General features: G+C 69.1%; 12 protein-coding genes and 1 pseudogene. 5 read left to right on the forward strand and 8 right to left on the reverse strand.

What is annotated here, in order from left to right; all coding sequences use genetic code 11:
- Positions 1–4: 4 nt before the first annotated feature.
- Positions 5–1,006 (reverse strand): branched-chain amino acid ABC transporter permease, encoded by a 1,002-nt coding sequence (locus AC4FS2_RS16700; protein ID WP_491154944.1) that lies wholly within the window; start codon positions 1,004–1,006, stop codon positions 5–7.
- 8 nt (positions 1,007–1,014) lie between these two features.
- Positions 1,015–2,259 (reverse strand): ABC transporter substrate-binding protein, encoded by a 1,245-nt coding sequence (locus AC4FS2_RS16705; RefSeq protein WP_491154942.1) that lies wholly within the window; start codon positions 2,257–2,259, stop codon positions 1,015–1,017.
- 86 nt (positions 2,260–2,345) lie between these two features.
- On the opposite strand from AC4FS2_RS16705, the pseudogene AC4FS2_RS16710 reads away from it, so the two are divergent.
- Positions 2,346–3,884 (forward strand): annotated as a pseudogene (locus AC4FS2_RS16710) (PucR family transcriptional regulator); the annotation flags it as partial.
- Here the strand turns inward: AC4FS2_RS16710 and ctlX are convergent.
- Both ctlX and ocd read right to left on the reverse strand, forming a co-directional pair.
- Positions 3,786–4,877, reverse strand: coding sequence for a citrulline utilization hydrolase CtlX (gene ctlX / locus AC4FS2_RS16715; protein ID WP_491154941.1), 1,092 nt, complete (start codon positions 4,875–4,877; stop codon positions 3,786–3,788). The pseudogene AC4FS2_RS16710 and the gene ctlX sit on opposite strands and share 99 nt — an antisense overlap.
- A 3-nt stretch (positions 4,878–4,880) precedes the next feature.
- Positions 4,881–5,909: an ornithine cyclodeaminase gene (gene ocd / locus AC4FS2_RS16720; protein ID WP_491154939.1), complete on the reverse strand. Its 1,029-nt coding sequence runs from the start codon at positions 5,907–5,909 to the stop codon at positions 4,881–4,883.
- 133 nt (positions 5,910–6,042) lie between these two features.
- Here ocd and AC4FS2_RS16725 point away from each other — a divergent pair, with 133 nt between their 5' ends.
- From AC4FS2_RS16725 to AC4FS2_RS16740, 4 genes are all read left to right on the forward strand, one after another.
- Positions 6,043–6,474: an Lrp/AsnC family transcriptional regulator gene (locus AC4FS2_RS16725; protein WP_491154937.1), complete on the forward strand. Its 432-nt coding sequence runs from the start codon at positions 6,043–6,045 to the stop codon at positions 6,472–6,474.
- 434 nt (positions 6,475–6,908) lie between these two features.
- On the forward strand, positions 6,909–8,999 hold the full coding sequence (locus tag AC4FS2_RS16730; protein ID WP_491154936.1) for a S9 family peptidase: 2,091 nt from the start codon (positions 6,909–6,911) through the stop codon (positions 8,997–8,999).
- Positions 8,986–9,828 (forward strand): Cof-type HAD-IIB family hydrolase, encoded by an 843-nt coding sequence (locus AC4FS2_RS16735; protein WP_491154935.1) that lies wholly within the window; start codon positions 8,986–8,988, stop codon positions 9,826–9,828. The genes AC4FS2_RS16730 and AC4FS2_RS16735 overlap by 14 nt, the downstream gene beginning before the upstream one ends.
- A 47-nt stretch (positions 9,829–9,875) precedes the next feature.
- Complete coding sequence (locus tag AC4FS2_RS16740) at positions 9,876–10,277, forward strand: DUF2255 family protein (RefSeq protein WP_491154933.1); 402 nt, start codon at positions 9,876–9,878, stop codon at positions 10,275–10,277.
- Positions 10,278–10,347: 70 nt separating this feature from the next.
- Here AC4FS2_RS16740 and AC4FS2_RS16745 read toward each other — a convergent pair whose 3' ends face one another.
- The 4 genes from AC4FS2_RS16745 to AC4FS2_RS16760 all read right to left on the reverse strand — a co-directional run bounded on the left by AC4FS2_RS16745 (position 10,348) and on the right by AC4FS2_RS16760 (position 13,312).
- Positions 10,348–11,223 carry an alpha/beta hydrolase gene (locus tag AC4FS2_RS16745; protein WP_491154932.1) on the reverse strand — a complete coding sequence of 292 codons (876 nt, stop codon included), beginning with the start codon at positions 11,221–11,223 and terminating at the stop codon, positions 10,348–10,350.
- A 28-nt stretch (positions 11,224–11,251) separates the two neighbouring features.
- Complete coding sequence (locus tag AC4FS2_RS16750; protein ID WP_491154931.1) at positions 11,252–12,178, reverse strand: N-acyl homoserine lactonase family protein; 927 nt, start codon at positions 12,176–12,178, stop codon at positions 11,252–11,254.
- A gap of 114 nt (positions 12,179–12,292) precedes the next feature.
- The gene (locus tag AC4FS2_RS16755) at positions 12,293–12,679 is read right to left on the reverse strand and encodes a RidA family protein (RefSeq protein ID WP_491154929.1); all 387 of its coding nucleotides are present in this window, start codon (positions 12,677–12,679) and stop codon (positions 12,293–12,295) included.
- 57 nt (positions 12,680–12,736) lie between these two features.
- Positions 12,737–13,312, reverse strand: a complete 576-nt coding sequence (locus AC4FS2_RS16760; protein WP_491154928.1) for a flavin reductase family protein — start codon at positions 13,310–13,312, stop codon at positions 12,737–12,739.
- Positions 13,313–13,422: the final 110 nt, after the last annotated feature.

Consider the following 13,422-nt stretch of genomic DNA (forward strand, 5'->3'; position numbering starts at 1 on the left):
GGGGTCAGCCGATCCGTTCGCGACGGCCGAAGAGGCCGGACGGCCGTATCAGGAGGATGAGAATGAGCAGAGCCAGAGCCGTCACGTATTTGAGCTCTGCGGGCAGGACGAGCACGCTCAGCTGGGTCACGACGCCGACGATGATTCCGCCGACGGCCGCGCCGGCGACACTGCCGAGGCCGCCGAGGGTCACCCCGGCGATGACGAGCAGCAGCACCTGGTTGCCCATCTGCCAGCTCACTTGCTCGAACATCCCCATGAGCGCGCCGCCGAGCGTGGCGAGGGCTCCGCCGATCATCCAGACGGCGGCGAGGATGCGGTCCACCGCCACTCCGCTGGCCGCGGCCAGGTCGCGATCATCTGCGACGGCGCGGATGGCCTGCCCCAGCGGCGCGAAGCGGAGGAACACCGCGAGGGCGGCGAGAACGAGCCCCACGGCGAGGACGGCGATGATCTGCTTGGGCGCGATCGAGATGCCCAGGATGGACAGCGGTGCCTGCACGGCGAATTCGCTATAGGTGCGCGAGCCCCCGCCCATGACGAACAGGTAGGTGCTGCGCAGGGCGAGCCCCAGCCCGATCCCGACCACCAGCATGCCGGTCAGCGACACCCGCCGACGGCGGAGGGGACGCCAGACGGTCTTCTCACTGACGTATCCGGCGGCGACGCCGGCGGGGATGGCGATCATGATCGCGAGGACGAGCGGGACTCCGGCGGCGTTGAGCGCCCAGGTGGTCAACGCGCCCAGGGTGGCCAGCTCGCCATGGGCGAAGTTGAACACCCCCGTGGTGGCGAAGACGAGGGACAGGCCGATCCCCACGAGCGCGAGGGTCAGCCCGAGCCGGAGCCCGTCGCTGGCAGCCTGGAGAATGGCGACCGGCCCGGCCGGAGCGACCGCGATGAGCACCGCAATCAGTGCCAACCCGACCGCGGCGAACAGCATCGTGCGGCGTCGCCGCGCGCTCTGCCCGGGGCGGGTGGGGGCGTCCTGGACTGCGGTGCTCACGCGGGAACCTACTTCTCGATCGTGCGGCGGACCGTGTCGAGCGTCACGGTGGTGCCGTCGGCCTGCATCTGCAGCACGTCGTACAAGCCGGTGGTGGGCTCGCCCTCGGAGTCGAAGTTCAGCGGACCGGCCGCGCCGACGTAGGCGATGGACTCACCGTCGGCGATGAGGTCCTTGCACTCCTCGAAGCTGCCGCACTCGGTGTCGCCGTTGGTGAGATCGACGAGCGCGTCCGCGATGTCCTGCGGTTCCGCGCTTCCGGACTGCTCGACGGCCAGGGCGATGAGAATCGCGCAGTCGTAGAAGTACGGGGTGAACGCGGTGGTTGCCAGGTCGGAGCTGTCCTCGAGGAGGCGCGCGGTGAAGTCCGAGCCTTCGCCGGAGGACGCCTGCGTGAGCGTCATCCCCTCGAGCGCTGCGGGGTTGGACGGATCGACCGTGGCGGCCAGAGACGCGATGGGCAAGGCATCCGTGCCGTACACGCCGGCCGCGCCGGGGCCGTAACCGGCCTGGATCAGACCCTGGAGGATGGTGGCGCCCTCGTCGAAGCTCAGGATGACCACCGAGTCGGGGTCGCTGGCCGTCACCTGGCGCACCTCGGCGTCGAGGTTCGTGGCCGAGGGGTCGTAATCCACCCGCGTCGCCAGCGTCAGGCCGTTGTCGGCGAGGGCTTCCACCAGCGAGTCGGCGAGGCCCGTGGCGTAGGAGTCGCTGCGCGCGATGACGGCGACGTTGGATCCACCGTCCTGTGCGATGCGTTCGGCCAGCACCCCGCCCTGCAGGATGTCGGAGGGCACGGTGCGGAAGTACAGTCCGTTGTCCGGGTAGCCCGTCAGCGCCGGGGTCGTGTTCATGCCCGAGCACTGCACGACTCCTGAGCCGGTGATCCGGTCGATGACGCTGAGCGAGATGGACGAGCTGCCGGCGCCGATGATCGCGCTCACGCCATCGGCGAGGATGCGGTCGACCGCCTGACCCGCGGCGGCGGTGTCGCCGGCCTCGTCTCCTCCGACGTACTCGATGTCCATGCCGGCCGCGCCACCACCGGCGGCGACGTCTGCCGCGGCGAGCTCGAGGGCGGCGATCTGGGGGGCTCCGAGGCTCGAGATGGGGCCCGTCTGGGGCAGGAGCCAGCCGATCTTCAGCGACCCTCCGGCCTCGGCGGGCGTGGCGGCGCCGTCGACGGCGCACCCGGTGAGCGCGACGGCGGCCGTCGCGATGGTCGCCGCCGCGAGCAGGATGCGGTTTCTCATGTGTTCTCCGTAGAAGTGGGGTGGAGCGGAGTGAGGCTGTCAGGCCAGTCTTTCGAGCCGAAATGCCCGACACCATCGACAGCCTGATGATCGTCACTACCGCAGATCACCATAATGGTGATCACGCAGCCTCCTGGCTTCGGGAGAAGGGTGGGGGAAACGTGGCGGTAACACTGCGACAGCTACTCCAGGAATCCCACCTGCCCCTCGAGTGCGTCGCGGCGGACGATCAGCTCGATCGGGAGATCCGCTGGGTCCACGTCAGCGAGGTGGCGGATCCGACGCCCTGGCTGCGCGGCGGCGAGTTCCTCATCACGACCGGCCTGCAGCTGTCCACGGCGGCGTCCATGACCGAGTACATCGACCGCCTCGCCGATCACGGGGTCGCCGGGCTCGGGTTCGGGACGGGCGGGACCGTGCACGCTCCCTATGCCACCGTTCCGATGGCCCTCATCGAAGCCGGCGCTCGACGGTCGATGCCCATCCTGGAGGTGCCGATCGACGTCCCGTTCGTGGCGGTGTCGGAGTTCGTGACGAGCCGCCTCGCCTCCGAGCAGCATGCCGTCCTCCAGCGCGCCTACGACATCCAACGGCAGCTGACCTCTGCGGCGCTCGATCCCCGCGGACGGGCGGAGGTGGTGCGGCTCCTCGCGGCGGCCACAGCGAGCCAGGTGGCGGTGACCAGCGCGACGGGTGTCGTGCTGGACGCCTCCGGGGGAGTCGATGCGGAGAGGATGTCTGCGCTGCGCCCCGACATCGAGCGGGCCCGCCAGCAGGGGGCGGTCGCGCAGATCACGGATGAAGCGGGAACGGTGATCTCGGTGCACCCGCTCGGTTCCCGCCGCCGGACCAGGCAGCTTCTGGTCGTCACCTCCTCGCACACCCCGACCACCCTCGACCGGATGATCGTGGCCGGTGCCGTCACCCTCCTGTCGATCGACGCCGAGCGACGCCTCGGATTCTCGCCGGAGCGGCAGATGGCGTCCGATCGCCTGGGCGCTCTCGCCCTGCGTGAGGGCGCGTCGACGCGCGATCGCCTCGACGCGCTCACGGCTCTCGGCTTCCCGCCGGACGCCACCATCGCCGTCGCCGGTCTCCGCCTTCCCGGCGCCGTCGGCGCGGTGCTGGCCGAGGGGGTGAACGACATCCTCTTCGACCGTGCGGCGCCGAGCGCGTTCGTCGTGGATGCTGCGGCGGAGGGCCGCTTCGTTCTCATCGCAGAACTGCCCCCGGTCGAGTTGGAAGCCGTGGTCGCGGAGATCCTCCACGACCTCGCCCGGCGGGGCGGGCAAGCGGGGGTCAGCGGTCCGCACCCGATCAGCGAACTGATGACCGCTGCCCAGGAGTCGGCGGCGGCGCTTCGCCACGCCGAGCACGCGCGTGTGCCGGTGCAGCGCTACGAGCAGATGCTGCTGCACAGCGTCGTCCTCGACGCCATCCCGGAAAAGAGGCGCGCGGCGATCGCCGACACCGTGCTCGCGCGGCTGGACGAAGACGCCGACCCCGGGCTGCGTGCCGCGCTCAGGTCATTCCTTCAGCACAACGGTCACGTGATGCGGGCCTCCGCCGAACTCGGAGTGCATCGGCAGACCCTCGTCAAGCGTCTGTCCGCCGTGGAGAACATCCTGGGAGTCAGTCTGGATTCGCCGGATGACCGCAGCGCGCTGTGGGTCGCCCTCACCGCGCGTGCGATGCCCGTCGCGGGGGCGTGACGGTCGCGGATCGAGGTGCACTCCCGCGATCATGCAGCGCACCGACCCCCCGGCCAGCTCGATCGTGGGAACCGGCACGGCGACAATGCGGGCGCTCTTCTCGATGACGCGGCGCTGCTCGGTCGTCAGCGCCTCGCGCGCGCGCTCGGACATCGCGAGGATCCGTCCGCCGCGCCCGCGCAGTTCCATGGCGTTCCCGGCGAACTCCGCGAGCTGAGCGGAGGTGAGAGGGATGACCTCGCGGCGACTGGACAGTCGCTCATGGACGTGCGCACGGCGGACGGGGTCGAGGATGCGGTCAAGGCCCACCAGTGCGAACTCGGTGGCGATGCACATCAGGACGTTGGTGTGGTAGATCGGCAGGCCCGCCTCATCCGCCGCGTCGAAGGCGATGGGCTCGTACCCGAAGTGCGTGCAGAACCGCTCCAGCGCGACGGGGTCGGCGCGCCGTGAGCGGGCCACGTAGGCGATCCGGGCGTCGTGATCGAGCACCATCGCGCCGGTGCCCTCGAGGAAGATGTCATCGAGTTCGAGGCCCGAGTAATCGATGACATCCTGCACGCGGTACTGGGTCTTGAGCAGCTCGACCACGTCCGGGCGGCGCTCTCCCCGTCGACTCGGTGCGTACATCGGGTAGACGGCGACGTGCCCGCCCGCGTGCGTGGACACCCAGTTGTTCGGGAACACGCTGTCGGGGTGATCGCCGCCCTCGTCGTCGAAGAGATGGACGGTGACACCCTCGTCAGACAGCGCCTGCGCGAGGAGCCCGACCTCGTCGAACGCGCGCCGCGCGACCACGTCCGGGGGGTCGGTCGGCGCCGACTGGAAGGCATTGTCCTGCGCGGTCTGCGCGTTGGGCGAGAAGCGGTGCGGGCGGATCAGGATGACCGCGGAGGGAGCCTGCACGCCTCAGCCGACCGGGGCCAGTGCGGCCACCATGCCAAAGAGGTCTTTCGGATCGTCGGGCTCGGCCACCAGGTCGAGGATGGAGGTGTAGGAAGATCCGCCCACCTCGTCGCGGAGGAAGCGCAGGGCGGAGAAGTCCTCGATCGCGAAGCCCACGGAGTCGAAGACGGTGATTTGCGTTGCCGACGTGCGCCCGGGCGCGCGGCCCTGGACGACCTCCCAGAGCTCGGTGACGGCGAAGTCCGGGCCGACCTGCTGGATCTCCCCCTCGATCCGCGTCTGCGGCGTGAACTCCACGAAGACATCGGCGCGATGGAGGATCGCGGCATCGAGCTCGGTCTTGCCGGGGCAGTCGCCGCCGATCGCATTGATGTGCACACCGGGACCGACCCACTCCGCGTGCAGGACGGTGGCCTGGGTCTTGTCCGCTGTGCACGTGGTGATGACATCCGCACCGTCGACGGCGTCTCGACCCGACCTCGCGCGCCGGATACGGAATCCGAGCGGCGCGAGGTTGCGCTCGAGCTTGGCGACCGCGGCGGGGTCGGTGTCCCACACCGCCAGATCCTCGATCCCCAGCTCTGCGCGGAAGGCGAGGGCCTGGAATTCGGCCTGGCTGCCCGCCCCGATCAGTGCCATGACGCGAGAGTCGCGTCGAGCGAGATGGCGTGCCGCCATCGCCGAAGTGGCGGCCGTGCGCAGTGCGGTGAGGAGCGTCATCTCGGCCATGAAGACCGGGTAGCCGTTGTGGACGTCGGCCAGGACACCGAAAGCGGTGACGGTCTGGAAGCCGCGCCCGGGGTTGGAGGGGTGGCCGTTGACGTACTTGAAGGCGTACGTCTCCGAGTCGCTCGTCGGCATCAGTTCGATGACTCCGAAGGGCGTGTGGCTGGCCACGCGTGCCGTCTTGTCGAAACTCTGCCAGCGACGGTAGTCGTCTTCGACGTACCGGGACATCCGGCCGATCAGCTGCTCCGTGCCGGAGGCGGTCATCCACCGCACCATCTGCGCGACGTCCACGAACTCAGTCATCCAAAGCCTTTCGAAACCTATTCCCCACTTCGTCTCAGGCTAGGAGAATCCAGTTCGTACACACCATGTACTGCCAGCGCATCATTTCTCCCGCCTCTGATCGATGTGCTGCGGTCCGTTGTACGTTATGTCCATGGCGGCATTGGATGACCTCGACCGCGGCATGATTTCGCTCCTCCGGGAGGACGGGAGGATGCCGGTCGCGACGATCGCCCGGCGTCTCGGCGTCGCCCGCGCCACTGCAAATGCCCGGCTCACGCGCCTCGTCTCCTCCGGTGCGATCGTGGGCTTCAGCGTCCGGGTGCGCGACGAAGCGGCGGTCGACCAGATCCGCGCGATGTCGCTCATCGAGGTGGAGGGCCGCACCACGGACGCCGTCATCCGCCGGCTCCGTGGCTTCCCGGAGATCACGGCGCTGCACACCACCAACGGGGGATGGGACCTCGTGGCCGAACTCCAGGTCGACAGCCTCGCCCGCTTCGACCAGGTGCTCGGCCGCATCCGCTCCACGGATGGCGTCGTCAACAGCGAGACGAGTCTGCTCCTCAGCTCGGTCCTCCGCTGACCGCGCCGCGAAGGACGCTGGAGCGCCCGACCAGGCGTCCGCGCCTGGGCACTATTGCGACTACAGTCCGGGGTACCGGAGAGGAGCTCACCATGAGTGGCAAGATCTCGGCGTGGACGCGAATCAAGAGAGTCTTCCGCCCGAAGACGGAGACTTACGACACTCGTCAGAGTCGGTCAGCGGAGGGGGATAGCCCCCTGGCGACTCAGAAGTACGAGGCCACCGACCAGCGGCGCCATGGGGGATCCGCAGCCATCGGTTCGTAGAGTCGCTGGCGGGGTGGCGACGACAGCGGCGGAACAGACGCCGACCGCGACCCTGGCTGCGTGGGACGCCCGGAGTGCGCCTCCGGTGCCGCGCGCGGTGCAGTCCGGCGCGTTCACCCGGCCTCGCTGACCACGTGCGGTGCTGCGGGAGCGGTTAGCGTGAAAGGCATGCCCCCCACACCCTTCGGCTCCCTCGACGAGTACATCTCCCTTCCCCGCATCGAGGCGCTGGCACTGTCGCCCGACGGGCGACGGGTCGTCCTCACCGTCGCGACGCTCACCAAAGACCGGACGGCCTACGAGCGCTCGCTGTGGGAGGTGCCCTCCGACGGCACGGGCGCTCCGAGGCGCCTCACCCGCTCCGCGAAGGGGGAGTCCGGCGCCGCGTTCACGGCCGCCGGGGAGGTGCTCTTCGTCAGCGCGCGGCCCGACTCCGAGGCGGAAGAGGACGAGGAGTCCGGCCAGCTGTGGCTGCTTCCGGCAAGTGGCGGCGAGGCGCGACCGATCACGCGGCTCGCCGGGGGTGTCGGCGCCATCGCGGCCGTGGCCGAGGCCTCCCCACGCCTCGTCCTGTCGGCCGACCTGCTGCCCTCGGCCGACACGATCGAACACGACGCGCGGCTCCGCGCCGAGCGGAAGAAACGCAAGGTCTCGGCGATCCTGCATTCGAGCTACCCCGTACGGTTCTGGGACCACGATCTCGGCCCCGCCGAACCGCACATCCTCGCCCTCGACCTCGACGCGCTCGCCGACACTGTGGGGGCGGTCGCAGACGAGTCGGAGGCGGTCGAGGGGGAGGAAGAGGATGCGGCGAAGCCGTACCCGCGCACACTTCCGCGTCCGCGTGACCTGACCCCGAAGCCCGGGCGCACCGCCGATATCGCCGGCGCCGCGCTCACGCCGGACGGTGCGACGCTGGTCGCATCCCTGCAGGTTCCCGAGGGGCGCGACGCCCGCCACATCCTCGTCGCGATCGACACCGCTACCGGGAAGCGCACGACACTGTTCGACGAGCGCAGCACCTACTTCGAGTCGCCCGCGGTGAGCCACGACGGCCGCACCCTGGCGTATGTGCGGTCCGGCTTCGGCTCGCCCGAGGGCCCGGCCGACCAGGAGCTCTGGGTGTCGGGGCTGGACGGTTCGAACCCCCGCCGGCTCGCCGAGGGGTGGGATCGCTGGCCGGGCTCGGTGACCTTCGACGCGGATGACCGCGCGCTCATCGTCACCGCCGACCAGGACGGGCGCGGGCCGATCTTCCGGGTGTCGCTCGATGGTGGCACGGCGGAACAGGTCACGCGCGACGACTTCACGTACACGCACGTCGGGGTCGACCGGGGAACCGGCGACCTCATCGCGCTGCGGTCATCCTGGATGGCGCCGCCCCATCCGGTCCGCGTGACCCGCGACGGAGCCGTGACCGCCCTGGCCTCGCCGGCTCCGCTGCCCGATGTACCCGCGACGATCACGGAGGTCGACGCGACAGCTGACGACGGTGCTCGCGTCCGCGGCTGGCTGCTCCTGCCCGACGGCGCATCAGCGGCGGCGCCCGCCCCGCTCCTGCTGTGGATCCACGGCGGTCCGCTCAACAGCTGGAACGCGTGGAGCTGGCGGTGGAACCCGCAGCTCGCCGTCGCCCTCGGATACGCGGTGCTGCTCCCCGACCCCGCCCTGTCCACCGGATACGGTCTCGACTTCATCGCTCGCGGCTGGAACGACTGGGGTGGCAAGCCCTACACAGACCTCATGTCGATCACCGACGCCGTCGTGGCGCGCGACGACATCGATGAGGCCAAGACCGCCGCTCTGGGCGGCTCGTTCGGCGGGTACATGGCGAACTGGGTCGCCGGGCACACCGACCGCTTCCGGGCGATCGTCACGCACGCGAGCCTGTGGGCATTGGACCAGTTCGCCGGCACCACCGACTCGTCCGCGTATTGGCAGCGGATCTTCACGCCCGAAGCGATGGTCGAGAACTCTCCGCACCGGTTCGTCCGCGACATCCGCACACCCCTTCTCGTGATCCACGGCGACCGCGACTACCGCGTGCCGGTCGGGGAGGGCCTCCGGCTGTGGTCGGAGCTCAACGAGCACTTCGCCGCGGACGACGGCTCCATCGCGCACCGGTTCCTGTACTTCCCCGACGAGAACCACTGGGTGCTCAAGCCCCAGCACGCCGTGGTCTGGTACGAGACGCTGTTCGCCTTCCTTGCCGAACACGTGCACGGCGAAACTCCGACGATGCCCGATGTCCTCGGCTGACGTCACCGCGGTGCCGACCGAGGAGCGACCCCGCGACATCCGCCTGGTCGCCGTCGACATGGATGGCACCCTGCTCGACGGGAACGGACACGTTCCGCCCGGGCTCGGGGACATGCTCGAGCGGCTGACGAAGCGCGGGATCGTGTTCGCCCCCGCCAGCGGTCGCCAGTACGCCACCCTCCGTCGCGAATTCGGACCCGCGGGCGACGACATGGCCTTCGTCGCGGAGAACGGGAGCTACGTGGTCCGCCACGAAGAAGAGATCTTCAGCGACGCTCTGGAGCCGGCGTTCGTCCGCGACGTGGTGGAGCGACTGCGGGACACAGCCACCCGTCACGACATCGGAGTGGTCGTCTGCGGCAAGCACTCGGCCCACATCGAGCGCCCCGACCCGGCGTTCCTGGCCGAGGCACGGCGGTACTACGCCGAGCTGGCACTCGTGGGCGACCTCACCGCGGTGGAGGACGAGGTGCTGAAGATCGCGGTGTACTCCTTCGCCGAGGCCGAGCACTCCCTCTTCCCCGAACTGGAGGACCTCGCCGCCACGCACCAGGTCGTCGTGTCCGGGCGCCACTGGGTCGACGTCATGAACCGCGGGGTCGACAAGGGCGCGGCGCTCCGGCGTCTGCAGGAGACCCTCGGGGTCACGCGCGAGCAGACCGTGGCGTTCGGCGACTACCTCAACGATCTCGAACTCCTGGATGCTGCCGCCTGGTCGTATGCGATGGCCAACGCGCATCCCGATGTCATCGCCCGCGCCAAGTTCCTCGCGCCCGCGAACACGGAATACGGCGTCTTGTCCGTTCTCGAGGATCTCCTGGGGGATTGACCCCGTCGGCCTGGGGGTACCGGTCGCGTGGGGGGATATCCTCGGGCATGACCTTCGCCGACCTCGTCCGCGTCCTCGACAAGACCCGCGTGGTCGCCGTCATCACCCGTCGCGCCGACGGCACCCGAGTCGCCACCCCCATCTTGGCGATGGTGGTCGACGGTGTTCCGTACGTGCGGTCGGAATACGGCAGGTCGTCCTGGTGGTATCGGCGCGCGGTTTCCGGGCGCGAGGTCGAGTTCGTCCTCGGCGACGGGATGATCGCCGCCCGGGACCGCGACGCGGCCCTCGCTCTGCCGACCGAACGCGTCGCGCTGGAGCGGGTGGCGGCGGATGACCCGGTGCAGCGCGCCATCGACCGCGTGATCGACACGAAGTACGCCGAGGCGCCCGCCGCCATGAAGAGCCCCCCAGCGAGGCAGTGCACGCTGCGGGTCGTCGCGCCCTGACACACACACACCGCGCGGCGGGTCATCGGCTGGACCGTGACGCCGCCGCGCCTCGCCGCGCCTGGATCGATCAGGCGCGGGCGAGCCGCTCGACGATCTGGGCCAGGTGACCGGTTCCGTCGGCCAGTGACTCGAGGATGTCGAAGTGGTTGTTGTCCTTCACGACGACCTCGACCGGATGCCCCGCCTCCGTCACGGTGGCGGCGAAGTCGATCGACTGACGCTCGAACTCCGGCGTTTCGTCGTTGCCGTAGGCGACGACCATCGGCGGGACCACCGGGGGAGCGGCGAGCACGCTGAGCCTCTCGGCGGATGCCTCATCCAGGTGCAGGTCGGCGTTGAGGAACGTGTGCACGAGCGGGCGCAGGTCGAACACGCTACTGATGGGAAGCGCGCCGGCGCACGGCAGCGACGGAAGCCCGTAGTCGCCGGCCCAGTCCGCCTGCAGCAGAGTGCCGATCGCATGTCCGCCCGCGGAGTGACCCGACAGCACGATGCGCTCGACGTCGACGCCGTAGTCGCCGGCGTGCGTGTAGAAGTGCGCGTAGGCGGCGCGGTGCTGGCGGACGATCTCCGCGATGGTCACCCGCGGGCACAGCGCGTAGTTCTCCACAGCGACGACGAACCCTCGTGCGGCAAGGCCCTGTGCGACGTAGCTCCAGACCTTGCTCGTGGTCGCCTTCCAGTAGCCGCCGTGGATGAAGAACAGCGCAGGACGAGGGCCGGTGAAATCCTCCGGAGGAAGGAAGACGTCGTACGTCTCGTCCAGCGTCGGTCCGTAGCGCACGTCCAGCAGGCATCGGGCCTCGTCGCGGTACGCCGCGCTGCGGGCCACGAAGTCGTTGGCGTACGCGCCGAAGTCGGGGACCGTCGCTTCGATGTCGTACGCGCGGTTCAGCTCGTCGACGCTGGTGAAGTCTCGGTACAGCGGAGTCGTATCGGTCATCTTTTCCTCCTGGGGAGTCACGGACGGGTCAGCGGAGGAGCGGGAGTGCTCCGTGCGGACGACGGGAGGCGTCGTTCTCGCGGAGATTCAGTTCGGCGATCGAGTTGCCGCTCGGGGACAGCCAAGAACTGTGCCGCAGCGCGATCTCGGGATCGTGACCGGGGATGATCCGGCTGGTCTCTCCCTGCAGCTCCTTCTGGAGCGTCTGGTACAGGCTGATGAGGTTGAAGGTGTTGCCCTGCACGTAGCCGGGCGCCCACATCCCCTCGATGTTCGAGTACCAGTACACGGTGTCCCCGGCGGCGACGAACGGTCCGTTGCGGGTCTGGATCTTGAACCACTGCGATCCGAAGGTGTGCGAGTCCCGTGCGAGGCGCGCGGTCACACCGGGGAGGAGTTCCTGGTCACCGTGGACGAAGCGGATGCGTCCGTCGGCGATGCCCTGTGCGGCCTTGGCGAGGTCGGTCGGGTCGAAGGAGGAGAAGATCCACGCCTTCTGCTGCTCGGTCGACATGTTGTTCGCCATGTCGACGGCTGAGGACCATCCCGTGAATTCCTCGTACTGGACGTACAGCTGGGCGTTCGGGAAAGCTTCGAAGTTGCCCATGTGATCGAAGTGCATGTGCGACACCAGGATGACGTCGACATCCTCGGGGGTGATCCCTACCTGCGCCAGCACCTCCGTCGGGCTCTCCCAGTTGGAGAAGGCGTAGCGGTCGAGCCAGTAATCGTTGCGGAAACCGCAGTCCACGAGCGCGACATGCTGCTTGCCGCCGACCTCCCCACCGATGATGAGCGTGTACAGCATGGGGATGCGGACGATGCCCGCGTTGCTGAAGATCCCCGAGCCGCCGAAGAAGTCGTGCGGCATGTCCGCATGACAGAACTCGAGCGACCAGATCGAGTAATCCGTGTCGGCGGTGACCGGGAACTTCGTTGAACCTGTGATGCTCATGACACTCCTTTGTCGTCGTTTGGTGCCGTCCATGACGGCGTCGCGCGGGCGCGCTCGGTGGCGTGACGCCGCGGACATGTGGGTCGCGGCGTCACGCCTGCAGGTTCGGCGTCGTCAGACGGCGGCGATCGCGTCGATCTCGATGGTCGCCCCGTTGTAGAGCGAGTACACCCCGATGACGGTGCTGGCCGACGGCTCGGGGGCCTGGACGATCCGGTCGCGCGTGCGGCGCCAGGTCACGAGCTTCTCCTGGTCGAGCTGGGTGATGTAGACGTTCACGCGAACCACGTCTTCGTACGTCGCACCCGCCGCCGTCAGCGCACGCTCCAGCTCACCGTAGGTGAGCTCGATGGCCCGCTCGAAGCTCTCCGGAACGGAGCCGTCCTCCTCGAAGCCGACCTGGCCCGAGATGAACACGAGGTCGCCGCTCTTCACGCGCGTGCTGTCGGAGATTCCCGGCACGGTGGGGGATGCGGTGCGGGTGATGCGGTCGTTGGACATGGTTCTCCTCCTGGAGGTTTCGGTGGGGATGCGATGTGCCGCGGCGGGCGGATGCCGTCAGTCGTCGCCCCGCCCATAGACGGCGTAGAAAGGTACGACGTTCTGGGGGAGGACGGCGCTGTCGTTCAGGATGAACCACTTGCGGTCGTGATAGACGAGCGGCTGGGGCTCGCCGGCTGAGCCTTCCGCGCGCGGCTTCGCCTGGATGGCCTCCACGACGATGAGTGTCGAGCCGTGCACGTCGACGCGCTGCACGACCCGCCCGCGCAGCCACGAGTTCGCGTTCGGGTAGTACGGCTCGCCGGTGGGGAGTCGTCCCCATTCGACGTCGTCGCCGAATCGCTCGACTCCCCTGCGGGCGCCGAGTTTCGCCAGGGCGACCTGGTCCGACGCCAGGAGGTGCACCACGACGGTTTCCGCGCGACGGATCGTGGGTGTGCTGGATGACATCGCCGAGGCGGAGAAGACGAGCGTCGGTGGATCGATCGTGACCGAGGCCACCGAGCTCACCGTCATCGCGACCGGACCGTCTCCGGCATCCGCCGTGATGATGGCGACACCTGCCGGGTGATGCCGGAACGCGTGCTTGAAGTCATCCGCCGAGATCCGCGGCTCGAAGAGCGTGGTCGTCATGTCCTGCTCCGTGTTCGTCGCGGGTGGGTGGGATGGGTTACACGATGGGGAGGACGAATCGGGCCTCGTCTTCGCGGCCGAAGATCGTCTTGCCGTAGGCCTCGAAGCCG

It is taken from the genome of Microbacterium sp. Z10_103, assembly GCF_058310455.1.